Origin of the sequence: Nocardia altamirensis NBRC 108246 (assembly GCF_001612685.1) — a bacterium.
Classification (GTDB): domain Bacteria; phylum Actinomycetota; class Actinomycetes; order Mycobacteriales; family Mycobacteriaceae; genus Nocardia; species Nocardia altamirensis.
Map to the genome: position 1 here is coordinate 66,915 of NZ_BDAY01000003.1, position 23,361 is coordinate 90,275.

Genomic DNA, 23,361 nt, shown 5'->3' on the forward strand with positions numbered 1-23,361 from the left:
CTGGTTGCGCCGCTATCTAACGTGACGTTAAATAGCGGTACAATCGGTTGGTGTGACGCAGAGAGGAACCGAGTTGTCGGCTCCAGCAACCCGATCCGGGCGAGTGGGCCGCAGGCTCGTGGCGGGTATCGGGCTCGGCGCGGTGATCGCGCTGGGGATCGCGGTGGCGATGATCGTCGTCGACCGTGGTTCGGCGGCGCAGGCGGCGGACGCGGTGTGCCCGGCCGACGCGCAGTCTGCCTCGGCCGAATGGGCGCCGAGGAATATCGACGTCGACGCGCCGAACGACCGACATCCGTTCGTGGGCAACGGATATCTCGGACTGCGCGTCCCGCCGCGCGGGACGGGCTATGCGGCCACGGGAGACAAGAGCGGGCAGCCGCACTACGACGGCGCGTTCGTCGCCGGACTGTTCGCCGTGTCGCCCTCGGCCGATGCAGGGCGTGAAGTCATTGCGGCCCTTCCTAATTGGTCGACGCTCACGGTCGATGTCGGCGGCGAGCAGTACGACGCGACCACCGCGACCACCCGGATCTCGAATTTCGTTCAGACGATGCACCTGCGCTGCGGGCTGGTGCGCACCACCCTCACCTGGACCGCGGCGAACGGCAAGGTCACCGATCTGGTCTACGAGGTGCTCACCGATCGCTCCGACCAGCACGCGGGCGCGGTCCATCTCACCCTGGTGCCGCACTGGTCCGGCGACATCACCGTCACCGATGTGCTCGATGGCGCTGGCGCCCGCCGGATCACCGGCGCAGGCACCGACGCGCCCGCCGACGACAGCGTCCGCGTCGGGTTCCGCACCGAGGGCACCGCGGTGGCCGGGTCCGTCGCGTCGGTGTTGCGCACCGACGCCTCGGCGACGGTGCGCAGCGCACCGGGTCGTGATCTCACTGTCGCGCAGGCCGCTCGATTCCCGGTGGTCGCCGGAAACACTTACGAGGTCACCAAATTCGTCGGCGTCGACACCGCGCTGACGGCAGCGGATCCGGCCGAATCCGCGTTCGCCGCGGCCTGGCGGGCGGCGTTCAAAGGGTGGTCCCGGCTGCTCGCGAGCACCGCGGCCGCCTGGCGTGACCTGTGGGCAGGCGATATCGAGCTGCCCGGCCGCGGCGATCTGCAACGTGCGGCGCGCGCCGCGCTGTACTCGTTGTACGCCAATACCGCTGTGCGACAAGATAACAGCATCTCGCCGGTCGGCCTCGGCAGCGACGAGTACGCGGGTCAGATCCGTGGCGACGCCGAGCGCTGGATGCACCCTGCGCTGCTGCAGTTCGTGCCGGAGTCGGCGAGATCGGTGCTGGAATACCGCTTCCGGACGTTGCCTGCGGCCAAGGCGAACGCGCGGCGACTCGGGCTTCGTGGTGCGCTCTACCCGTTGACCAGCGGCAGTCGCGGCGATCTCGACGAGTGCCGCGGCTGGGAACCGCCACGGTGTCTTACCCAAGTTCATCTGCAAGGCGACATCTCGCTGGCCGCCTGGCAGTACTACCTGGCGACCGGAGACAAACATCAGCTGCGGACCAGGGGCTGGCCGATCATGCAGAGCATCGCGGAGTTCTTCGCGTCGCGGGTCACCTCGAATCCCGACGGCAGCTTCTCCGTGGAGAATGTCGCAGGACCTGACGAGAACAGCAACGGTGTCAACGACGGCGTGTACACCAATGCGGTTGCGGCACTAGCTTTGCGCAATGCGGCGAAGGCTGCGGAAACACTGGGGGAGCGGTTCCCCGTCGAGTGGCGCACGATCGCCGACCACGTGCGGATGCCCTTCGACCCCGCGCGGAACATCTTCCTGCAGTACGACGGTTACCAAGGCGCGCCGATCGAGCAGGCGGATGCGGTCTTGCTCATCTATCCACTGGAATGGCCGATGCCCCAGGATGTTTCGGCCGATCTGCTGCAATACTACGCAGCGCGAACCGATCCAGACGGCCCGGCGACGACCGATGCGATGCATGCCGTCGCCGCGGCGACGGTCGGGGCGCCCGGTTGTGCGACGGCCACGTTTCTCGAGCGCGCGGCCCGGCCCCTGGTGCGGGCGCCCTACGGGCGACCCGCTGCGGCGGGTGCGTTTCTGCAAGCCGTCACCAACGGATTGCTCGGTCTGCGGTGGCGGGCCGATGAGGTCGAGCTCGATCCGATCCTGCCTGCCGAACTCGGCACCGCACCGCGTCTGCGCGGTCTGCACTGGCATGGGCGGACTTTCGACGCAGAGCTCGGCCCCGACGGCACCACGATCACGCTGAAAACCGGTGCGCCGATGCGGGTTCGGACACCGGCCGGAGTACAGGAGGTAGGCAAGGGCGGGTCGCTGACGGTTCCGACGCGGCGTCCTGACCGCGCGCCCACCGGCAATCTAGCGCGCTGCAAGCAGGTTTCGTCCAGTTCGGACGAGGCAGGCAGCTACCCGGGCGCGGCCATCGACGGCAGCACCGCGACGAGTTGGGCGCCGGACGGGCCGCAAGGCAACCTCACCGTCGATCTCGGCGGGCCGACCCGCATCGGTCGAGTGCTGCCACACTGGGCGTCCGCCGCACCGATCTCGTCCACCGTGCAGATATCGGGGGACAACCGCACGTGGACAACGGTTCTCGTGGACAAGGTGACCGGCGCCTTGCCGACGCCGACCGTCACCCGCTACGTCCAGCTCGACGTCACGGCGACGGACCCGGCGACTCGCCCCGCAGTGCGGGAACTCGAGATCGGCGGCGAGCAATGAGCTCTGCTGAGCAGCGCTCGCTACGGCACGCTCGCGGTCGCGGGAGCGACAACCCTGGTGTCGGTCCCCGCCGGGCGACTCGCGATCGTATCGACTTGCGCCGGGCGACTCGCGATCGTATCGACTTGCGCCGGGCGACTCGCGATCGTATCGACTTGCGCCGGGGGACCGGCGATCGTGTCGACCTGCGTCGAAGGATTCGGGACGGTGTCGACCGGTGCCGGGGAACTCGGCAGGTCGACCGTGCCCTTGGTATCGGCGATCAGCACTTCCTCGTACATGCTCAGCATCGACTGGATGGTCGGGGTCTGCGATTCTTTCGGCAGCCTGGCGAGATGATTGAGGATGTCGCCTGCACGCAAGTACATGTGGTCGAGCGGATCGAGGTAGCGGTCGTCGGCCCACCAGAGTTGCGCCCTCGAATAACGGCGCAGGAGTACGACGTCGACCCGGGGCAGGCCATCGGCGCGGACCCGACCGCCAGGGGTGTGCAACCAGTGCAACTCGACGAGCAGCAGTTCGGGCAGCAGCACTTTGCTCATGATCAGGTCGGGGTCGGCGGGCCGCTTGCGTTCGTGGTCGTCGATGATCGCGAGCGCGTGCGCGATCCCGGCCAATTCCTCGGTGGTGGCACTGGACATCCACGGCCGCAGGCCGAGGTCCCAAGCGCGCCTTTGCAGGTCGGCGACGGTCGGCAGCTCGACAGCGACGCCGGGCAGGAAGCGCCGCTGCGGGCGGTACACCACGCGGGCGATGTCGATCAGGATCGACCACCAGAAGGCGAAGTTCAATTCCGCCTGGTCGGCGGGGTGCACCTTGGTGTGTCCGGCGGGCAGCGGCATGGTCCTCGCCCGTTCCCCCGCCGCGACCAGCGTGTCGAAGTCGATCCGAATACCGTTGTCGCGCAGGAAGGCCAGCGACCACCACAGGATGTGCGGCTGCAGCCACTGCCTGCCTTGCGAGCCCGCGTAGGAGTTGCGGAAGTATCGGACGAGGCGCTGCTCGGTGCTCAACTCGTCACCGTTGAGCTGGACGCTGCGGGACATGGGCAGCGGCAAACCCTTGTCGGCGGCCTTCGCGGTGGAGAAGGCTGCTGTCGGGTCCGCGGCTGCGGCCTTTCCCGCGGGAAAGGCGCGGTAGAGCGAGATCGCCGACACCACTGCCCAGGTGCCTTCGAGTAGCAGGAAGCCGTAATCCCGACCGGCGTAGGCGAGCGCGGCAAGCACGGTGCCGCCGACGGCGTTCGCCGTCAGATACGAAGCAGAACTGTCTTTCACTACGCCGGCCTGAGCGGCGATGAATCCGGATAACAGGAGTAGTGCGCCGAGAACTTGCAGGACTTGACTCATCGTGGCCTCGTGTGTCGCTCGCCGCCGCACCGGGTGCACCAGCTCGGTAACGCAAAGCTCGGTCGATCTGAAACTCTGGGTAACGAATGCTGTTGGGGCGTCGGTCAATGTGTGGTCCAAGATCGCCGTTATCGTGCAACTCCCGGGTAGCACCACGCATCAGGAGACGCGGGGCATACTCGTCGGTTTCTACTTAGGCAGAGTCGTGCCCGGCGCTGTTACCTGGTCAGGCAGTGGTCAACCCGCCGCGGGCACCTGATCGGTGATGATCATGTAGAAGACACTGCCGTCATGCGAAGGGGCTTGCAGCGGCGGCGTCAACAGTTGATCCGTCGTGTACTGAAGCACCCGAATCGGACTGTCGTCTTGGTGGATCGAGTTGTTCGCACCGACCCAGGTTTGCGACTCCGGTTCGAGGAAGGTGAAATCGAAATTCGAGTTTCCGCCCGGCTTGGCCAGTTGCCGATCCATCGACATATCGACCTGCCAGGTCTCGGGGTTCGGCTCGAACGCCAACGGATTGGGGGCCAGGGTGCCGACGAGACCTTCCGGGTCGCTCGTCGCACTCTGTCCGGTCCAGAACTTGTGATGCACCGTCACGACGTTCCACTGGTCAGGGGGACTGCTCGGCAGATCGCGACAGAGGCTCGGCATCTGCGACAGCATTTCGTCGTCGGCGATCATGCGCTTGACCGCATCGGCATCGGGGGCATTCCGGAATATGTGCATCAATTTTTCCTCGTACTGAGAAACTCTTTCGAGCGTATTCCAGTTGCCTTCCCTCCTGAGTTCGACACGACGCTCGAGCAATCTCGTGCGGACTTCTTGCGGCATCTTTCCGTGGGTAGCCTCTGCTAGTTTTTCGCCTCTCTTCAGGATCTGCTCGGCGCCGCGGAGAACGTTGCCGGTGTGCGCGGTCTGTTGTAGCTCATGATTTCTTTCGGCCTCGTCCCGCAGCTTTCTCAACTCGCGAAGCGTGGCGGTTGCCCTGTCATCCTGCAACAACAAGTTATCGACAACGGCGAGCTCTCGGTGCGCTGTCGGATCGAAGAATGCGTTGTGCTGCGGCAACATTTCGCCCTTGGTCAAACCGAGGTAGTGATTGACGACTCCGAGGCAGCCGGTGCTGGTGATGGTGTCGATGTCTTCGAAAGTCGGCTCGCGGCCCGTTCGTTGCTCGAATCGGTGTAGGTACTCCCGGACCGTCCATACGCGTGGCGGCGCCAACCCGCGCGGCGCCGTCGTGGTGCGTTCGAACGGTGGCACGGGGGTGTCGGCTGGAGTCCTGTCGGCGTGCTCGAACCGCTGATCGTGCGCCATAAACTCGCGGCGATCCGTCACCACCTTGTCGGCGGCTGTCCGATAGCGTGGGCTGACTCCCAAGCCGGTGATCCACGCGAGACGGTCGCCGATGCGCTGGGTGATCCGGGCGAGCACTTCTTTGGCTTGGCTGAGCAACCATCCTCACCCGGTAGTCCGCGGCCCCCTCGAGTGCAGCAGATGCTACTGTCGCGCGCCGCGCCGGGTGCGCTCGTCTTCTCGGCAGTGGGAGGCCGTGACGCCAATTGGGTTGGGTGTGCTGGATTCCCGTCGGTCGGGTGTGGCCGACGAGGTTCGGTCGGTGCCGAACCCCGTCGGGCGTCGGGTCATGGCACGAGGACCGCCGCGCCGGTGAACCGGCCACCCTTGAGGTCGCGCAACGCCTTGTCCGCCTCGTCGAGGGAGTACTTGTTTGCCGTCACGCGCAGTGGATGCGCGGTGACATAGTCCATGAATTCCCGTGCGTCGTCGAGGGTATTGGCGGTGACGCTACGAATCTGCTTCTCCCAGAACAGGTCGCGGTGGTAGTCCATCGCCGGGATGTCGGGCAGGTAGATGGTGGGCAGCACCAGGATCCCGCCGGGGACCAGCGCCTGCAGCGCGGGCAACATCAGATCGCCGACCGGCGGGAACAACAGGGCCGCGTCCAACGGCTCGGGCGGCGGATCGGTGACACCTTGCGCCGAGCTGGCGCCGAGCTCGATCGCCAGCTCCATGGCGTCGGTTCTGCGGGTCATCACGTGCACCCGCGCGCCACGGGCCAGCGCCAGTTGGGCGGCGATATGTCCGCTGCCACCGAAGCCGTAGATACCGACGACACCGCCCTCGGGCAGGTCGGCGAGATTGAGCGCCCGGTAGGCGCTCACCCCGGCACACAACAGCGGCGCCGCTTCGAGATCGGAGTACTGCTCCGGCAATGCGACAGCGAAATCCTCTGGCACCGTCGCGAATTCGGCGAACCCGCCGTCACTGTCCCAGCCGGTGTACTCCGATTCCTGGCAGAGGTTTTCCGCGCCGGTGATACAGAACCGGCAGGTGCGGCAGGTGCGGCGCAGCCACGAGATGCCGACCCGGCTACCGATCGGTGTGCTGGTGGCCGACCCGCCCGCCACGACCTCGCCGATCACCTCGTGGCCGGGTATGACGTGCTCGCGGTGCACCGGAAGATCGCCCATGGTGACGTGCAGATCGGTGCGGCACACGCCGCAGGCGAGCACCCGAACCAGCAGCTCGTCGATGGCCGGCTCGGGGACCGGCGCGGAACCCGGTGCCACCGGATTGCCGGCGAGCGGTCCAGGTTCGGTGACCCGCCAGACCCGCATCGTCGTCGGTGTGCCGGGCATTCGCGGCCCGGATAGGTTCAGCTCATTCGAGGTGCTGACGTTGCCCATCGGAATCCATTTCTGTGCGATCTGGCGTGACTCTTAGGTGGGCACGCTAGGCGCATAGGTAGGTTCGTCGAATCAGTGTCAGCGTCGGTCTTGCTGATAGATCATCTATCGGAAGATTGCCTTTCTCAATGCTGGGAAGTGGGTCTCGACATGGCACGTATCCTGAGTTTGTCCCTGTTCATGGCCTCGACACCCTCGGATATCATTGGCGATTCCTCATTTTGACTTCCGGGGCACAATTCGAGTTTCGATGAATGGCGATGGGCTGCGGTATTTTGCCGCTGTCATATATCGGCGGTGCATATTATGGAGAATTCGCACATGGTGTTTCCGCGACGGAACCGTCGGCTCGTCGTGGAGGGCGCGAGTGCAGGCCGGATCGAACCGTTGCTGTCCGCGGAGGAGTTACTCGACGCCATCCGCGGCTCACTCGACAACAATCATCCGCTCGCGCGCTTGGCATTTCGGCTCGCCGATCTGCACCGTGGTGACGAGAGCACGGACGGTGCGGCCGCGCACCGCGGCGCACAGGCCGATCTCGTGCACGACATCGATGTGTGGATCGAACGCATCGTGCCGCAGCATCGCCGCGGCGGCACGGTGCACACCGAAACATTGGGTTCGGTCATCGATCGCATGGCGGCCGCGCAGGTTCGCGCGGACGCCGTGCTGACGGGAAACCCGAACGCGAGCGCACCCGAGGTGCACGCGGCGTGGTATCGCCTCGCCGAACTCGTCGACGGCTACAACGATCTGGTGACCGCGGTAGTCGCCGGGCACCGGCGGCTACCGGTGCCCCATCGGATGAGCGGTGACCTCGCCGGCTGACGAGCTAGCGGGCCCGAGCGCGACGACGTTCGATCTCACCGGCGACCCGTGGCTGCTGATCGGCGGGGACGAGGGCATGGATGTCCTCGCGCGAACTGATGGCCAATTTGTGCAGGATCGAGGCCATCTGGGCGTCCACCGTCCGGTTCGAACTGCCGCGCCGGGTGGCGATCGCCGAGTTGGTCCACCCGGCCGCCGCCAGCACCGCGACATCCTGTTCGGCGGCGGACAATTCATGCCACGCCGAAGGCCGATACTGCCGGACCGGGTGGTCCACCGGCAGCCGGTCCAGGGACAAGGTGCCGAGCGCCAGTTGGGCCACCTCGCCCAGTTCCGGTCGCAACATCGCGCCCTCGCGTTCGGCGGCGGCGAATGCCTCCGGCCCGAGCACCTGGCGTGCTACCTCGGCGGCCTTCTCCGTCTCATCTGAGAACGGGCCGAGATTCTTGATGTCGGCGCCGACGCGGTGCCGCAAGGTCGCGGCGCCGCCGGTGAGCCGCGCGATTTCCAGCGACCACCGCAGCACCTGCTCCGGTTGTCTGCCCTGCGGTGCGCGGGCGTCGGCGACCTGCTGCGCGAGCGCCCATGCCAGGAAATGGATCGCCCAGACCGCGCCCCATTGGTCTCTGGTCGAATCCTGGTAGGCCAACGCCTTTCGGAGGATGGTGACCGCCTGCAGCGGGTCGCCGTGCTTGGTCAGCGCAAGCGCCCAGGCCATTTCGGCCCACGATTGGGTCCACAGCGCGCCGGACTCGGTGACGGTCGCCACATACGCAGCGGTGATCTCGCGTGCCTCCTTGGCGGTGCCGAGGAATCCCGCGGCAAGCGCCCGGAACAATTCGGCCATCGCGGCGCCGCCAGGATCGCCCATGGCGGCGAACTGTTTGCTTGCCCTGGCCAGCACCGGGATCGCGCAGGGTGCGCGGTCCACCAGCATCAACTGGCACCCTCTCGCGAATTCCACCGGCGGCGGCAGACCGAGATCACGCGTGGGTTCGGACCGCCAGTCGGCCGCGCTCGCCTCGGGAAGGCACAGCGCGACACACTGGTCAAGCGTCCGCATGGCCTCATCGACCTTGCCCTGGCAGAGGCCGACCCAGCTGATCAGCGCCAAGGCCCCGACTTCGAGTTCGCGCGGCGGCGGGTCGAGCGCGCGGGTGGCGGCCAACGTTTGTTCGGCCCAGCGCCGAGCCTCGCGCAGCGAACCTTTGTAGAACGGGACGCGAGAGCCGATCAACCCGACGGCGATCTCCAGGCCGACTTGCGCCTCCCCCGGGGTGGCCAGGCTGCCGTCGATGGCGCTGAGAATGTTGTCCCATGCCGCGCGGGCCCAGTTCAACAACTCCACCTCGGCGGTGCTGTACCACGCGGACTGGATGCGGGCGACCATGTCGCGGTAGTACCTGCGGTGGCGTCCGGTCAGTCGGGTCCACTCGTCGCCCGGGTGATCGAGCAGCCGCTGTTGGGCGAACACGCGGCAGCTCTCCAGCAGCGAGTACCTGACCGCGCTCGGTGTCATGTGCACCAGGACCAGCGACTGGTCGCTGAGCCGTTCGAGCAGTCCGGCGACCTCGTCGACGGCAATGGAATCCGCGCTGCCGTCGGCGTCCGCGTCGGCGCAGACCGCCTCGATCGCGGCTAATTCCGCGCCGACGTCACCATCGGCCGCGCTGCCCTTGTCGTCCGGTGCGATGTCATAGCCCGCCGAGAACACCGACATCCGTTCGAAAAGCAGGCGCTCTTTCGGCGCGCACAGGTCATAGGACCACGCGATGACGTTGCGGATCCCCTGCTGGCGCTCGTCGGCTCCGGCGCGCGGCCCGTGCGACCAGGTGAGCCTGCGATCGCCTGCACCGCCGGTGAGGTCGTCCAAGATCATCAGCAGCGGCTGGCGGCGCAGCCGCGCGGCCGCCAACTGGATGTGCAGCGGATGGTTGTGCACGTGCCTGCAGATCGAGTCGGCGAGGGTGACCTGGTCCTCGTCGACGATGGCGTGGCCGGACAGTTCGGCGCGCTGCCGGAAGAAGTCCAGCGCATGCCCGCGCGACAGCGGGGGGACCGGGACGAGTTGTTCGTCGACCCAGCCGATCGCCTCACGGCTGGTCGCCAGCACGGTCAGGCCGGGCACCGCGTCCAGCAGGCCGGTGATCACCTGGCCCGCGCCGTCGAGCACGTGCTCGCAATTGTCGAGCACCAGCACCGACTGCCCCTTCGTCACGGAGCCACCGAGCGTATCGATCAGCGTCTCCCACACCGATCGCCCGGAATAGTCGGCCTCGACGATCGAATGCGCGATCTCCTCCGCGACCGTTTCCGCGCTCGCGCCCTTGGCCAGCCTGGCCAGGCGCGCCCAGCGCACCGGCAGGTGTTTGGCTTTGTGGTACCGGTGCACGGCTTCGGCGGCCAGCCGGGTCTTGCCGATGCCACCCGCGCCGATCAGGGTGATCAGCGGGGCCGAGCTCATTAAGAGGGTATTGATATGTTCGAGCTCGGATTCTCGGCCGATGAAGTCGTTGGTTGTTGCCGGTGGTAGCGCACCAGCTTTGCGCGAACGTGGTGCTGACACATTTGTGAGACTAGTCATCTATTTGCCGTTATGGGCCGCGAATCCGGTTGTGCGAGTCCGGAAGTCTGTCGTCGGCGTACCCGGTGCCGGGCATGCCGATCCGTGACAGGGCATGCGCTGTGGCTACTGGGTGATCAGCGCGATAGCAGTGTACTCGGTTCGCGGCCTAATTGGTCGACCGTTCAATCTGGGCCGTTATCGCCGCGCCGAGCGGGGAGACGTCGAAGGGTTGCCCCGGTGGCATCCACGAATTGCGAGCGGGCCCGCCATCGCCGCGAATGCAGTCGCGCGGGAGATGTCGCAACTTCCGGCAGAGTAAACCGCGAGAGCAGAACTGATCGACAGCGCTACCGGTCGGCCGCGCGTGACCTGTCGAATTCCCATCGAAGGGATTGGCCGAGAGTTCGCCACCAGCGGGTCACCGGCTGAGCACCGGGTGTCCGTCGTCGTCCAGCCGCACCGAGAAGCTTTGGCGCAGAAGGTCGTCAGGGTCGGGATGGTCGGACCGGGTGTGGCAGCCCCGGCTTTCGGTGCGGGCCGCGGCGGCGAGCAGCACCGTTTGTGCCGCCAGGGTCAGGGCGGTGTCCTCGATTCCGGCGAAGAGCTCAGCGGGCGGGTGGGCCTCCGGTCCCCGCTCTGTCGTCTCCGCGGCCTTGGCGCGCAGCGTTCGATGTTGTGCCATACCGGCTTTCATCCGCTCGTGCGCCTCGTCGAGCCCGGCTCGATCGCGCACGATCGAGGCATGATCGGTCATCAGCTGTTGGAGCAGTCTGCGATCGGCGGCGTGGTCTACCCGAGCGGGGATGTCGCGCACCCGCACTCGGACACCGCGGCGTTCGGCGGCGGCCGCACCGACTCGTGCGCCGACGACGAGACCTTCCAGCAAGCTGTTGGACGCCAACCGATTCGCGCCGTGCAGTCCCGTTCTGGCGACCTCGCCCGCGGCATAGAGGCCGGGGATCGGAGTGCGGCCGTGCGGATCGGTCACCACGCCGCCACATTGATAGTGCGCGGCAGGAGCGACCGGGATCAGCTCGGCCTCGGGATCGATGCCCGCCGCGCGACAGGATCCGGTGATCGTCGGAAACCGTTGGCCGAAACCGGTTATGGCGCGCGCGTCCAGATAGACGTGATCGGTGCCGAGCGCGCGCATCCTGGTTGCGATGGCCCGCGCCACCACGTCACGGGGTGCGAGGTCGCCACGCGGATGAACACCGGCGGTCACCGAGTTCCCGTCCGCATCCACCAGCACCCCGCCCTCGCCGCGCACCGCCTCGCTGATCAACGGCCGCCGACCCCGCCCACCCTGCGTGTACAGCACGGTCGGGTGGAACTGCACGAACTCGAGGTCGGCAACGGCGGCACCGGCGCGCAGGGCAAGTGCGATGCCGTCGCCGGTGGCGCCGGGCGGGTTGGTGCTCGACGCGTACAGCTGGCCGAGGCCGCCGGTGGCCAAGAGCGCGGCAGGCGTGTGCACAACACCGAATCCCTTGTCGGACAGCACGACAACGCCATGGATGCCGTTCGGTCCGGTGACGATGTCCCGCGCCGCCGTGCCGAACAGCACCGGCAATCCCGCCGCGTTGAGCGTGCGCTGTACCTCGGCGCCGGTCGCGTCGCCACCCGCGTGGATGACCCGCCTGGTGCTGTGCCCGCCCTCCCTGGTGCGCGCGACCGCGCCGTCGGCGCGGGTGTCGAACACCGCGCCGAGCCGGGTCAGCGCGGCCACCGCGTGCGGTCCGCCCCCGACGACGGACCGCACCGCGGCCGGATCACATAATCCCGCACCGGCGTCAACGGTGTCGCGCACATGGGATGTCACCGAATCACCCTGCGGCGCAACAACAGCAATCCCGCCCTGGGCGTAGTGGGTCGCGGTGTCGAGCGGGCCGCCTTTGGCGAGCACCAACACCCGCAGCCCCCGCGCCACCGCCGTGCGAGCGGCGGTGAGTCCGGCGATGCCACCGCCGATCACCACCAGATCGGCATCCGATTCCCACTCGATCGTCGGCACTGTCGCCACGGCTCCTCTCCTTGTCGATCTGCAGGTGTCGGCTCATCGAGAGGCCTAGGCGGACAACGTCATCGGCCTCTGGGCGGCTTGGTGAGCGGTGCGTGCACGGGCGGCGGGCGTCGCGTGCTCATTGAGCGTTCTCCGGTCCGTAGGGCTTGCACATCGGGTGGTGCGGCTACGGATGCGGACGCGACTGCGTAGGAATGACACCCCCGACTCGCCGTGACCCATTGAATGTACCGATGTTTAACGGTACATTATTTGACGTGGAACGTGAGGCAGGACACATCGCGCCAGCGCTGTGGATCACAACATCGAGGCGGAGGTAACGCGGTGGCGGTGCGGCAGGTAGCCCAAACACCCGAGATAGTCCGAAGTACCATCCCGGCGCGGATGGATCGACTGCCGTGGACGAAGTTCCACTGGCTGGTCGTCGTCGGCCTCGGAGTCTCCTGGATTCTCGACGGGATCGAGATCCAGATCGTGTCGAGCATGAGCGGCGCGCTGCAGAACCCGCAGACGCTCCATCTGACCAGCGCTCAGGTCGGGGCGACGGCATCGGTCTATCTAGCTGGTCAAGTCGTCGGCGCGCTCTTCTTCGGTCGGCTCACCGACAAGCTCGGCCGCAAACGGCTGTTCATCATCACCCTGATGATCTATCTGCTGGCCAGCGGCGCGGCCGGACTGTCGTTCGACTGGTGGATGCTGCTCGTCTGCCGATTCGTGGCAGGCATGGGCATCGGCGGCGAGTACACCGCGATCAACTCCGCGATCGACGAGATCATCCCGGCCAAATACCGCGGCCGGGTCGACATCGCCGTCAACGGAACCTATTGGGGCGGCGCCGCGATCGGCGCGGCAGCAACGCTGGTGTTGTTCAACGAGAACATGGTCCCGATCGAATGGGGCTGGCGGCTCGGCTTCTTCATCGGCCCCCTGCTCGGGATCGCCATCATCTTCGTGCGCAAGAGCATTCCGGAAAGCCCGCGCTGGCTGTTGACCCACGGTCGTGCGGAGGAAGCCGAGCAGACCGTCGACGCGATCGAGCGTCAGATGCGCGCCGACGGGATCGCATTGCCGCCGGTAACGGCCAAAGACGAGCTGGCCATCACGAGCCCGCCCCGCCTCACCCTCTGGGAATTGGCCAACGTCTTCTTCAAGAAGTATCCGCGGCGATCGTTCCTCGGGTTCAGCATGATGGCGACCCAGGCCTTCCTCTACAACGCGATCTTCTTCACCCAGGGCATGGTGCTCGTGCACTTCTACGACGTGCCCCTTTCGCACACCGGCTACTACTTCTTCCCGTTCGCCATCGGGAATCTGCTCGGCCCACTGCTGCTCGGACCGCTGTTCGACACGATCGGGCGCCGGGTGATGATCTGCGGCACCTACGTGATATCCGGGTCGCTGCTGTTCGTTTCCGCTTGGGCGTTCCACGCCGGAATCCTCAGTGCCGCCTCGCAGACGTTGCTGTGGTGCGTCATCTTCTTCTTCGCCTCGGCCGGTGCGTCTTCGGCGTACCTCACCGTCAGTGAGATCTTCCCGCTCGAGCTGCGCGGGCAGGCCATCGCGTTCTTCTTCGCCATTTCCCAGGGCGTCGGCGGCGTGATCGCGCCCTTCCTGTTCGGGCACCTCATCGGTGGCGAAGACAACCCGAATCCGGACCGGAACCCGCTGACCGCAGGCTATGTCATGGGCGCCGTCATCATGGTGACCGGCGGCATTATCGCGTGGTACTTCGGCGTCAATGCCGAACGAAAGTCATTGGAGGACATCGCAGAACCCTTGTCGAAGGCTCCTCCACCGGAGGCAGCGAACCCAGCGGTGCAGCTCCGCTGACCGGATTCGCTGCCGCGCGATTCGGCCCCGCCGTCCTCGGGGCCGAATCGCGCCTTTTTGCGTGCTGTTGCCGCGCCGGACCTTTCGGGCCGCCGGCGTCCATTCAGTCATGGGTTGTCGTCGGATTCAGTGGCCGCGCCGAACTTCTCGAAGTCGATGGGGTGGTAGTCCGCCATGTCGTCGACTATCGGATTCTGCTCCCATTCGGTGAGCTCGGCGTCCCAGGCGGGGTAGTCGGGATGGTCGGGGCCGATGATCGTCGCGCCGCGGAGGAACGCGCCGTCGGGCCCATGGGCAAAGAAGCGCACCAGGATTCGTCCGTCGTCGAGACGGCTGGCCGGTGGGTAGTCCGCACTCATGGGATCCTCAACTCTTTGTACAGGTCGTCGAAATAGGCGAGCAGATGCTGCGCGGCGGCCGCCGATCGAAGAAAGGTAGGCGGCGGTGCGGTGTTGGGCAGCAGGATGCCTGGGCCCTGGGTGTTGCGGATGCTGTCGTACCAGGCGAAACCCTCGGCGAAGAGTTCCCTCTCACCTAACCCGTCGGGCTGGGTGAAGTACTTGATCTCCTCGGAATTCAGCCTCACAAAATGGCCGCACACCGCCTGATGCACCGCGCGGAACTTCATTTCTTGGCTGCGGTAACCGAGGGCCGCATCGACCGCGTGCCCGAACTCGTGCCGCCATGTCTGTATGCCGGACCGCAGCGTGCGACCGATGAGCACTGCGCGATGCTCCAGGAGGTAGACACCGCCGACATCGCGCCACGTCGTTCCGTCCGGCCACCCTCCTGGCTGCAGCTCGGCAACGTTGCCCTCGGGCCAGACCGGGTGCCCGATATCGACCACGTTGCCGTCGCCCAGCCAGATTCCGCCATGTGGTTTTTCGCGCATATAGGCGGCGACACGATCATGCAATGGCTTGGGCAGTCCAGCCAAGCGCTCGGCGTTGAATGAAGCGAGCATCGAGTTGTCGGTGTGAAACTGATTCCCATAAATCTGGGCAAGGAGCTTGTTCCCTGTGCTCGGTCCGAGGCCGGTCTGCGCCGGTGTGCCTGCCCCGATCAGATTCATGCCATGGCGGCTCGGCACATCGGCGGCGAGCAGTGTGCCTACGCCGCGAGTCGTGGTGGTGGCAATGGACTTTCGATAGAACATGTCGACCTGGCCGATGCCCTCCCTGGCCTTGCCGGCAAACCGCGCGGCGATCCGCAGTGCCGTGGCAGCGATGTCATAGCTCAACTCCACTCACCTCGAGACCCACTCGCATCGCGATCGTAGGCTCGGGCCGATGGCGCACCTGTTCCCACTCCTGCGAGTACCGGCTGCCTCGGTGAACTGGCACGGGAAAGGCCCTGCCGACGCTGAATTCTCAGCGACGACAGGGCCTTTCGTGACCAGTCGGGTTCAGCCGGTGAGCCTGCCGTACTGGACGAGTGCCCAGCCGAGGGCGCCGATCGCGGCGGTATTGAACAGGCCGCGCACGATATTCCACGTCACCCAGGATGATTCGAACGCTTCCCGCAGCCCGGCATAGTCGATCGGCCCGGTCGCGTCGTTCGCCACCGCCATCGCGTTGTTCAGCGGAATATTGAACGCACCGCTCACTATCAGGCTGATGAGGTTGAGCGCGGCGCCGATGCCGATCCAGATCAACACCGATCGCGTATCGGAGCCCAGGAAGAACAACCCCGCGATGACCGAGAAGCCGATCGAGCCGAGGAAGCTCAGCATGAACACCGGATTGATGATGACCACGTTGATCTTGTTCATCACCTCGACGAAGGTCTTGTCGTCGAACTTCCCGAGCGCGATCATCACCGACACCGAGTAGGCGTAGAACAGGCCTGCGAGCAGCCCCGTGGTGATGAGCGCGAGGATGAGCGCAGTGACCCCGGGCAGGGACTGCGCACGCTCGGTCATCTGGTCTCTCCAGTGCTCCAGACACCGGATGCCGCTGCGGCACGGGTGAAGTCGGTGAAGTCGCGCGGCTTGCGGCCGAGCGCCCGCTCGACCCCGTCGGTCGGGGTGGAGTTGCGGCCGTCCAGCACGGTATGGAACAGGTAGTCGAGCAGGTCGATCTGTTCCAGCGGCATCTGATAGTGATTGAGCGAGTCGATGAAGTCCTGGCGTGAGCTCGGCGCGTACCCGATCTCCCGCCCGAGCGCCGTGCTGATCTCCGCCGTGGCCTCGGCGAAGGTGAGTCCGCGCGGTCCCGACAGCACGTAGATCTCGCCGAGATGCTTCGGATCGGTCAGCGCGGCGACCGCGACGTCGGCGATGTCGTCGGCGTCGACGAACGGCTCGGGAACATCGCCTGCGGGCAGCGTGATCTCGCCTGCCAGGATGTAATCGAGGAACCCGCCCTCGGTGAAGTTCTGCGAGAACCAGTTGCAGCGCACGATCGTCCAGCCGAGACCGGAATTCTGGACGAACGCCTCGCACTCTTCAGCTTCGGGCTCACCACGCCCGGAGAGCAGGACGACCCTGGGGATCTCGGCCTGCTCCACTGCCTTGACGAACTCCTCGATGATCGCCGGAGCGCCCGTCGCCGCGAGGTCGGGATGGTATGCGACATAGACCGCGTCGACACCGGCGAGCGCGGGCGCCCAGGTGGTGGCGTCGGCCCAGTCGAACGGAATTTCCGCCGTGCGCGATCCGGACCGAATGGCGAGACCGAGCTGAACGAGTCGATCGGCGACGCGGCGACCGGTTTTACCGGTGGCGCCGGTGACGAGCGTCAGGCGCGGCGGAAAATTATCTGGTGTGTTGCTCATGATATTGCCTTTGCTTGATTTTCGCGGGGAGAAAGCAGCGCAAATCAACCCGTGGAATGTGTGTGTGGAATGGCCGATCGGCCGGATTGTTCTTTCGCATTCCACTCGGAATGCAGCATTGGTCGATGATTCGAATTAACGCATTGGGGGATCTCCTCGTGATCGGGTTCCGGCGCACCGGAGTCCGGCGGCTGCACTGCCGCCCGGCGGCACCTTCGACGCCACCTCGGTGGGCGACCGGACCTTAACTCTATCACCTATACTATAGGAGCAATACTATATTTCGTCTACCGAACGTGCGTTCGATCGGCCGAAACCGTCGATACGCTGCAGTCATTACAATATGATCTATAGTATAGTGTGCATAGTAATGATGCCCGCGTACCTGCGGGTAGGTTCGGGGCCGATGCACGCGAGCGGCGAGGGAGTGGCGAGGTCATGGCGGATGGCGAACTGTCCGACGAACTGGTCCGGCTGTGGCGGCTGCCGACCGGGTCGGGACTCGGCCGCCGGGCCGCCTTGGATATCGACACCGTCGTCGGAACGGCGGTAGAGCTGGCCGATCGCGCAGGCCTCGCGGGCGCGACCTTGCCGAAGATCGCGGAGAAGCTCGGAGTCACCCCGATGTCGCTCTACCGCTACATCGGGTCCAAGGACGAACTGCTCACCCTGATGGGTGATATGGCCTTCGCGCCCGGCGCGGAACTCGCCGACGCCGCGACATCGTGGCGTGCGGGATTGCGGGCGTGGGCAACTGGGCTCTGGTCGGCCTATCAACTGCACCCATGGCTCGCGGATCTGCCGATCTCCAGTCCGCCGCGCGGACCGAACGCGATCGCCTGGATGGACGCCGGATTACGCGCCATGCGCGACATCGACCTGGACCGGATGACCAAGGTCGGCACGCTGACCCTGCTCAGCGGGTACGTGAATTTCGCGGCGCGCATGGCGCAGCAACTCGAACAGGGCCGGCGGCAGCGCAAGATCGACCCTGCGGTCGCCGCGCGCGAGTACGGGCAGGAGATGGCGGAACTGGTGGCGCCCGCGCAGTTTCCCGACGCGGCCGAGTTGTTCGCGGTCGGCACGTTCGCCGCGCAGGCGGCGCCGCCGACCGGCAATCCCGCCGATCCGGAGGACAACTTCCTCTTCGGCCTCGGGGTCATTCTGGACGGCGTCCAGGCCATCGTGGGGAGCGGGTCGCCACACCGGCCGTGACCCCTCGTAGGGTGTCGTCTATCGGGCCTTACCTGCGGTATCGACGCGGCCGCTGAGTCGACTCTGCAATTTCTTCGGAAATGTCGCGGATGCGTGCACGTCGCCGCAATATCGCGTTGATGTGCTCGATACATCGGTATTCGACGTGCCGCATGCATAAGGTGTCTCCGCGCATAAGGGGGTGCGCGGAGTGTTGCTACCTAAACTCGATACCTATTGAGCGACCAGTTTTGCTCTCGTATCGTGAGCGAATCGAAGATCGTTACCAAGCGGTGGTTTTTACACTGTTTGGGCGACTGGACGAGGTCGGGTTAAAAATGGAAAACATGGCAACCGCTGGTGTGGCGCCATGTCGGTTCGATATGTGTGGTTCACGACCATGAATTCGCCGACGAACAATTCGCGCACGGTTGCGGTGATCGGCACCGGTCTGATCGGCACCTCCGTCGCGCTCGCGCTACGCAATCAGGGCATTCGCACCTATCTCCATGATCGGAATCCCGCTGCCGCCGCCGCTGCGGCAGCCCGCGGTGCGGGGATTCTCGGACTACCGTCGACCGCGGTCGACCTCGCCGTGGTTGCGGTGCCACCCGCGGGCATCGCCGCGGTGCTTGCGGAAATTCAGGACAAGAGGCTGGCTCGTGCCTACACCGACGTCGGCAGCGTCAAAACAGCGCCGTTGGCCGAAGCCGAGGCCATGGGATGTGATCTGACGACCTACCTCGGCGGGCATCCCATGGCGGGCGGCGAGCGATCCGGACCGGCCTGCGCAAGGCCTGATCTGTTCCGCGACCGGAACTGGGTGCTGACACCGCTGGCCACGACCAGCGCCGAAACCCTCGGCACCGTCATCGATGTCGTCCGAATGACCGGAGCGCGGCCGATCATGATGGCGCACGCGGAGCACGATCGCATCGTCGCGCGCACGTCCCATGTGCCGCACGTGATCGCCGCCGCGCTCGCGGCCAGCCTCGACAGCGCCGACGACGCGATGCTCGGGCTCTGCGGCGCCGGGATCAAGGACGCGACGCGGATCGCGGCGGGGGACACCGCGCTGTGGACCCAGATACTTCGGGCGAACGCGACCGAGGTCTCGAAGGTGCTGTCGGAAATCGCCGCCGATTTGACGGCGGTCTCGCAGGCGCTCGGCTCCGACGTCGACGCGATGACGGCACTGCTGCACCGCGGAAACACCGGCCGCGCCTTGCTGATCGGCGAGCACCGCGGAGCCGACCATGGTTGATCATCGCGTCGTCCTGCACGGCGAATCCGCCGTGCTGCTGTCCTGTGCCGCTGGGCCGTGTTTGTTCGGCACCGCATTTCTCGCACTCGAACTGCTTCCGCCGCTGCCACTCTGGAATGCGGCATTGCGCGTGCTACCCGCAGGCCTACTGCTGATTGCCATTCGTCCTGCACTGCCGCACGGGATTTGGTGGTCGCGCATGACGGTGCTCGGCGTGCTCAACTTCAGTGGCTTCTTCGGGATGCAGGCACTGGCCGCGCATCGCTTACCCGGCGGGGTGGTCGCCACGATTTCCGCGGCGCAATGCATTGTCGTCCCGTTTATCGTGCTCATGTTCGGACAGCGGGTCGGACTGCGCCAATTCACGGTGCCGCTACTCGGCTTGTTCGGCGTCGGGCTCCTGGTCATGCGCGGCGACACCAGGCTCGACGTCGTCGGCGTCGCCGCGGCAGGCGCTCTTGCGCTGTTCTCGTCGACCGGCATGGTGCTCACCCGCCGCTGGGGCGTGCCGCCGAACACCCACCCGGTCAGTGCGGTCGCGTGGCAGATGCTGGCGGGCGGGCTGATTCTGCTGCCGTTGGCCGGTGCCCTCGAAGGACCGCCACCCGCACTGACCTACGACCAATTCGTCGCGACGGCCTGGTTGGCGATCGCGGCGACCGCGGTGGCGTTCGCCTGTTTCTTCGGCGGCCTCTTCCACGGGGTCGAGGCGACGACGGCGTCCCGATTGATGTTGCTCGGACCGGTGGTCGCGGTGACCCTCGGCTGGTCTTTCGCAGGGGAACGGCTGACCTTCCTGCAAATCTCCGGGATCCTGCTGGTGCTTGCCGCCCAGTTCGGTGGTCTGGAGCAGCGTGGCACGTCGTGGCAGCTCCGGATGCCGAGCGGACTCGCGCCGTTGGCCCACCGGATCAGGCACCCGTACCACGCCGGAACCTGATGGCAGGCTGGGGTGCTTACGGCGAGCTACCTAAGCACCCCAGCGCGGTCCCGCTCGTTCGATTCAGGCCGATTCGGGCATGCAGTGCGCGAGTCGCAGCGTGATCTCGACGAGCTCGTTGAACGGGGGGCGTCGGGTGCCGTTCGGCGCCACTTCCCAGTACCGGATCCGGTGGTCAGGGCCGGGCAGCGTGATCAACGCCCCCGCGGCCGTCATCAGCACGCGATGCCGGTACAGCGCGCCGAAGCGCGGCACCGAGCGGTCGGCGGCCCTGGCCCCCTGGGTCAGCAGCATCCAGAAATCCGACCGGTGATTGGCGATGACCGGCGTCGGCAGGTCGCGGCGCATCAGTTCCCCCAGTACGCGTTCCGCGAGGCCGATCGGCAGCTGAATGCCATCGACGCTGCCGGTCCGCAGCAGGATCTGGCCGTGGTCGTCGACGGCGGCATCGAAGCCGTTGTCGGCCCGGTACCGTGCGCACATCTCCGACACGGAGGTGATGGCGAAGGTGGACATATCTTCCTCACAACGTCCTTGGTGAAAAGTTCGGCTCCTTCGAGCGTGCGGCCGTAGGTACCGCAGGTGCATCGGTAGCCGCTCACCTGCTGATATCCGCCCGGTCTAGGCAGCATCCGCTAGCGCATTCCCAGCGATGGGAGCTTCGGCGTGCGCGCATCGACGCCAACCGAACAACAATCAATCAGCGATTCAGACCGCGGGTTCGAGAGGTTCGCATGCCGGAACACCCCAATGGGACCGACCGCCCGTTGCTGCATCCATGGGCGAATCGGCGGACGCGCCGAACCATGCTGTCGCGCAGGCAAACCCATCCATGGGGCGGTCGCAGGCCGTCCGAGTTCGATGTCGCCCAGCGGCTCTCGCATCCCTGGGCGACCCGGCCGCTGGTTGCGGCGGAACCGGTACCCGAACAGGCCACCTCGGGTGTGCTCGAGCCGGGCACCGAACCGTCCTCGGGTCGTAGCGGCCGCTCCCGACCGAGCGGCCGCCGCCTCGGCGCCGGTCTCGTGCAGTTGCCGAAGAGCGCCGAGGTGGATCCGCGCACCGTACTGCTGCCGAACCCCGAAGTCCCTGAGCGCAAACGATTCTGCTGGAAATGTGACGAGCCCATCGGCCGGACCACCGAGTCGCAGCCGGGGCAGGTGGTCGGCGACTGTCCGAAATGTAGTGCGCCGTTCAACTTCCGGCCGCTGCTCGAACCGGGTGAGCTGGTGGCCGATCAGTACGAAGTGCAAGGCTGCCTGGCACACGGGGGGCTCGGCTGGATCTATCTCGCCGTCGACCGCAACGTGAGCGATCGGTGGGTGGTGCTGAAGGGGCTGCAGAATCCGCTCGATTTCGAAGCGCATGTCGTCGCGCTCGCCGAACGGCAGTTCCTTTCCGAGATGGCCTATCCCGGCATCGTCAAGATCTACAACTTCGTCAAGCACCGCTCCGCGCGCGGGGTGCCCGACGGCTACATCGTCATGGAGTACGTGAGCGGCCGATCGCTGCGCAAGGTGCTCGACCAGCGCGGGCCGGAGCGGATCTCGGTGGCCGAGGCCATCACCTACGTCATGGAAGTGCTTCCGGCACTGGACTATCTGCATTCGCTCGGCTTGGCCTACAACGATCTCAAGCCCGACAACATCATGGTCAGCCAGGACGAGGTGAAGCTGATCGATCTCGGTGCGGTGGCAGCCATGGAGTCCTACGGCAGCCTCTACGGGACGCCGGGTTATCAGGCGCCCGAAATCACCACCACCGGACCCACTGTCGAATCCGACATCTACGCGGTCGGCCGCACGCTCGCGGTGCTGACCCTGCCCATCCCGATCGGTCCCGACGGCAACTATGTGCACGAAGTGCCCGCGCTGGAGCAGCATGCGGTGCTGCGGCGCTACCCGTTCCTGCACCGGCTGCTCAAGCGCGCGACCGACCCGGATCCGTTGTCCCGCTTTCCCTCCGCGTACTCGATGTACTGTCAGCTCGGCGGCGTCCTCAGAATGGTGCTCGCGGTCGACTCCGAGCGCGAGCACCCGCAGGCCTCGATCGAATTCGGCAGCTTGCGAGGCGATTTCGGCACCGACACGCTGCTCGGCCGGACCGACGGCATGGTGGACGGCATTCACCGGGCCCCCGGCCTCGACGTATCGAGCGTGATCGCCGCGCTGCCGGTGCCGTTGATCGACAGCGAGGATTCGAGCGCCGAATTGCTCTCGACGCTGCTGCACGGTGATCCACAGCGGGCCATCGACGCGGTGCGGCGCGCCCGCGATCGGATCGAAGCGGGGACCATCTCCGCCCCACCGTCTTTCGAACTGGAGAGCGCGCTCACCGCGATCCGGGCACACCTGGATCTGGGGGAGTCGGACGCGGCCGCGTCGCTGCTGGCCGAACTGCGCCCCACCTACGACGCCGATTGGCGCCTCGATTGGTACACCGGCGTTTCCGCGCTGCTGCGCGGCGACTACGACGGCGCCTATCGGCTGTTCGACACCGTGCACACGGCGGTCCCCGGTGAAATCGCCCCGCCGCTGGCCCTGGCCGCCTGCGCCGAACTGGTGCTCCAACGCGCGGCGCCCGCCGAGGCGGATCGGTGGCGGCGCGCGGGAGTCGAGCATTATCGGACGGTGTGGCGCACCAATCACGGTGTGGTGAGTGCGGCGTTCGGGTTGGCGCGCATGCTCGCGGCGACCGACCCGGACGCGGCCGTCGCGGTGCTTGATCGGGTGCCGAAGGCGTCGCGCAATTACGCCTTGGCGCGCCTGACCGGTTGTGTGCTCTCGGTATCGCGGCCGATCGATGACATCACCGAGGCCGATTTCGGTGAGGCGGCGGCCAGACTGCTTGCGCTGCCGGACGAGCCGAGGGCGCTGCAACTGCGCGTCGTCGTGTTCGGCGCCGCCCTGGAGTGGTTCCGGGCGGGCCATCAACCACACGACCCCGACCCGTCCCTCTTCGAATTCCCGTTCAACGAACCGGGCATGCAGCGCGGTCTGGAATCCGGGCTGCGCGCGTTGGCCAGGACCGCACCCGATCGGCTGCATCGCTATCGGCTCGTCGATCTGGCCAACCAATTGCGTCCGACGACGGTCTGGTGAGCGCGCGAGCCGGTCGCCGGCGATCTCTCGAGTTGTGGTGCGTTCGGCGCTGTGT

The 23,361-nt window shown here is 66.3% G+C and carries 17 protein-coding genes; 7 read left to right on the plus strand and 10 right to left on the minus strand.

Annotated elements, in window-relative coordinates:
- The first annotated feature begins 52 nt into the window (after positions 1 to 52).
- On the plus strand, positions 53 to 2,725 hold the full coding sequence (locus NA11_RS00770; protein WP_245745640.1) for a discoidin domain-containing protein: 2,673 nt from the start codon (positions 53 to 55) through the stop codon (positions 2,723 to 2,725).
- A gap of 20 nt (positions 2,726 to 2,745) precedes the next feature.
- On the opposite strand, the gene NA11_RS46115 is transcribed toward NA11_RS00770, so the two are convergent.
- The 3 genes from NA11_RS46115 to NA11_RS00785 form a co-directional block, all read right to left on the minus strand.
- A complete protein-coding gene (locus NA11_RS46115; RefSeq protein WP_174567641.1) occupies positions 2,746 to 4,074 on the minus strand; it encodes a CBU_0592 family membrane protein in 1,329 nt (442 codons plus the stop codon).
- Positions 4,075 to 4,311: 237 nt separating this feature from the next.
- Positions 4,312 to 5,532 (minus strand): hypothetical protein, encoded by a 1,221-nt coding sequence (locus tag NA11_RS00780; protein ID WP_069159744.1) that lies wholly within the window; start codon positions 5,530 to 5,532, stop codon positions 4,312 to 4,314.
- Between the two features lie 188 nt (positions 5,533 to 5,720).
- Positions 5,721 to 6,716: a zinc-binding alcohol dehydrogenase family protein gene (locus tag NA11_RS00785; protein WP_069159904.1), complete on the minus strand. Its 996-nt coding sequence runs from the start codon at positions 6,714 to 6,716 to the stop codon at positions 5,721 to 5,723.
- A gap of 390 nt (positions 6,717 to 7,106) precedes the next feature.
- On the opposite strand from NA11_RS00785, the gene NA11_RS00790 reads away from it, so the two are divergent.
- On the plus strand, positions 7,107 to 7,613 hold the full coding sequence (locus NA11_RS00790) for a DUF4254 domain-containing protein (protein WP_084653914.1): 507 nt from the start codon (positions 7,107 to 7,109) through the stop codon (positions 7,611 to 7,613).
- 4 nt (positions 7,614 to 7,617) lie between these two features.
- Here NA11_RS00790 and NA11_RS00795 read toward each other — a convergent pair whose 3' ends face one another.
- Together NA11_RS00795 and NA11_RS00800 are read right to left on the minus strand one after the other, a co-directional pair.
- Positions 7,618 to 10,197 (minus strand): LuxR C-terminal-related transcriptional regulator, encoded by a 2,580-nt coding sequence (locus NA11_RS00795; protein ID WP_084653856.1) that lies wholly within the window; start codon positions 10,195 to 10,197, stop codon positions 7,618 to 7,620.
- Between the two features lie 400 nt (positions 10,198 to 10,597).
- The gene (locus NA11_RS00800; protein WP_069159746.1) at positions 10,598 to 12,202 is read right to left on the minus strand and encodes an L-aspartate oxidase; all 1,605 of its coding nucleotides are present in this window, start codon (positions 12,200 to 12,202) and stop codon (positions 10,598 to 10,600) included.
- Positions 12,203 to 12,586: 384 nt separating this feature from the next.
- On the opposite strand from NA11_RS00800, the gene NA11_RS00805 reads away from it, so the two are divergent.
- A complete protein-coding gene (locus NA11_RS00805) occupies positions 12,587 to 14,032 on the plus strand; it encodes an MFS transporter (RefSeq protein ID WP_069159747.1) in 1,446 nt (481 codons plus the stop codon).
- A gap of 107 nt (positions 14,033 to 14,139) precedes the next feature.
- Here the strand turns inward: NA11_RS00805 and NA11_RS00810 are convergent, their stop codons facing one another.
- From NA11_RS00810 to NA11_RS00825, 4 genes are all read right to left on the minus strand, one after another.
- Positions 14,140 to 14,391, minus strand: coding sequence for a hypothetical protein (locus NA11_RS00810; protein WP_069159748.1), 252 nt, complete (start codon positions 14,389 to 14,391; stop codon positions 14,140 to 14,142).
- Positions 14,388 to 15,272 carry a hypothetical protein gene (locus tag NA11_RS00815; RefSeq protein ID WP_141717305.1) on the minus strand — a complete coding sequence of 295 codons (885 nt, stop codon included), beginning with the start codon at positions 15,270 to 15,272 and terminating at the stop codon, positions 14,388 to 14,390. Before NA11_RS00815 ends, NA11_RS00810 begins: the two co-directional genes overlap by 4 nt.
- A 165-nt stretch (positions 15,273 to 15,437) precedes the next feature.
- Positions 15,438 to 15,953: an anthrone oxygenase family protein gene (locus NA11_RS00820; protein WP_069159750.1), complete on the minus strand. Its 516-nt coding sequence runs from the start codon at positions 15,951 to 15,953 to the stop codon at positions 15,438 to 15,440.
- Positions 15,950 to 16,807: an NAD(P)H-binding protein gene (locus tag NA11_RS00825; RefSeq protein WP_069159751.1), complete on the minus strand. Its 858-nt coding sequence runs from the start codon at positions 16,805 to 16,807 to the stop codon at positions 15,950 to 15,952. Before NA11_RS00825 ends, NA11_RS00820 begins: the two co-directional genes overlap by 4 nt.
- Before the next feature lie 438 nt (positions 16,808 to 17,245).
- Between NA11_RS00825 and NA11_RS00830 the strand changes: the two genes are divergently transcribed.
- From NA11_RS00830 to NA11_RS00840, 3 genes are all read left to right on the plus strand, one after another.
- Positions 17,246 to 18,022 carry a TetR/AcrR family transcriptional regulator gene (locus NA11_RS00830; RefSeq protein ID WP_069159752.1) on the plus strand — a complete coding sequence of 259 codons (777 nt, stop codon included), beginning with the start codon at positions 17,246 to 17,248 and terminating at the stop codon, positions 18,020 to 18,022.
- A 379-nt stretch (positions 18,023 to 18,401) separates the two neighbouring features.
- Positions 18,402 to 19,265, plus strand: coding sequence for a prephenate dehydrogenase (locus NA11_RS00835; protein WP_069159906.1), 864 nt, complete (start codon positions 18,402 to 18,404; stop codon positions 19,263 to 19,265).
- Complete coding sequence (locus NA11_RS00840) at positions 19,258 to 20,205, plus strand: EamA family transporter (RefSeq protein WP_069159753.1); 948 nt, start codon at positions 19,258 to 19,260, stop codon at positions 20,203 to 20,205. The genes NA11_RS00835 and NA11_RS00840 overlap by 8 nt, the downstream gene beginning before the upstream one ends.
- Positions 20,206 to 20,268: 63 nt before the next feature.
- Here NA11_RS00840 and NA11_RS00845 read toward each other — a convergent pair whose 3' ends face one another.
- Positions 20,269 to 20,721 (minus strand): hypothetical protein, encoded by a 453-nt coding sequence (locus NA11_RS00845; protein WP_069159754.1) that lies wholly within the window; start codon positions 20,719 to 20,721, stop codon positions 20,269 to 20,271.
- A gap of 218 nt (positions 20,722 to 20,939) precedes the next feature.
- Between NA11_RS00845 and NA11_RS00850 the strand changes: the two genes are divergently transcribed.
- Positions 20,940 to 23,306: a serine/threonine-protein kinase gene (locus NA11_RS00850; protein ID WP_069159755.1), complete on the plus strand. Its 2,367-nt coding sequence runs from the start codon at positions 20,940 to 20,942 to the stop codon at positions 23,304 to 23,306.
- Positions 23,307 to 23,361: the final 55 nt, after the last annotated feature.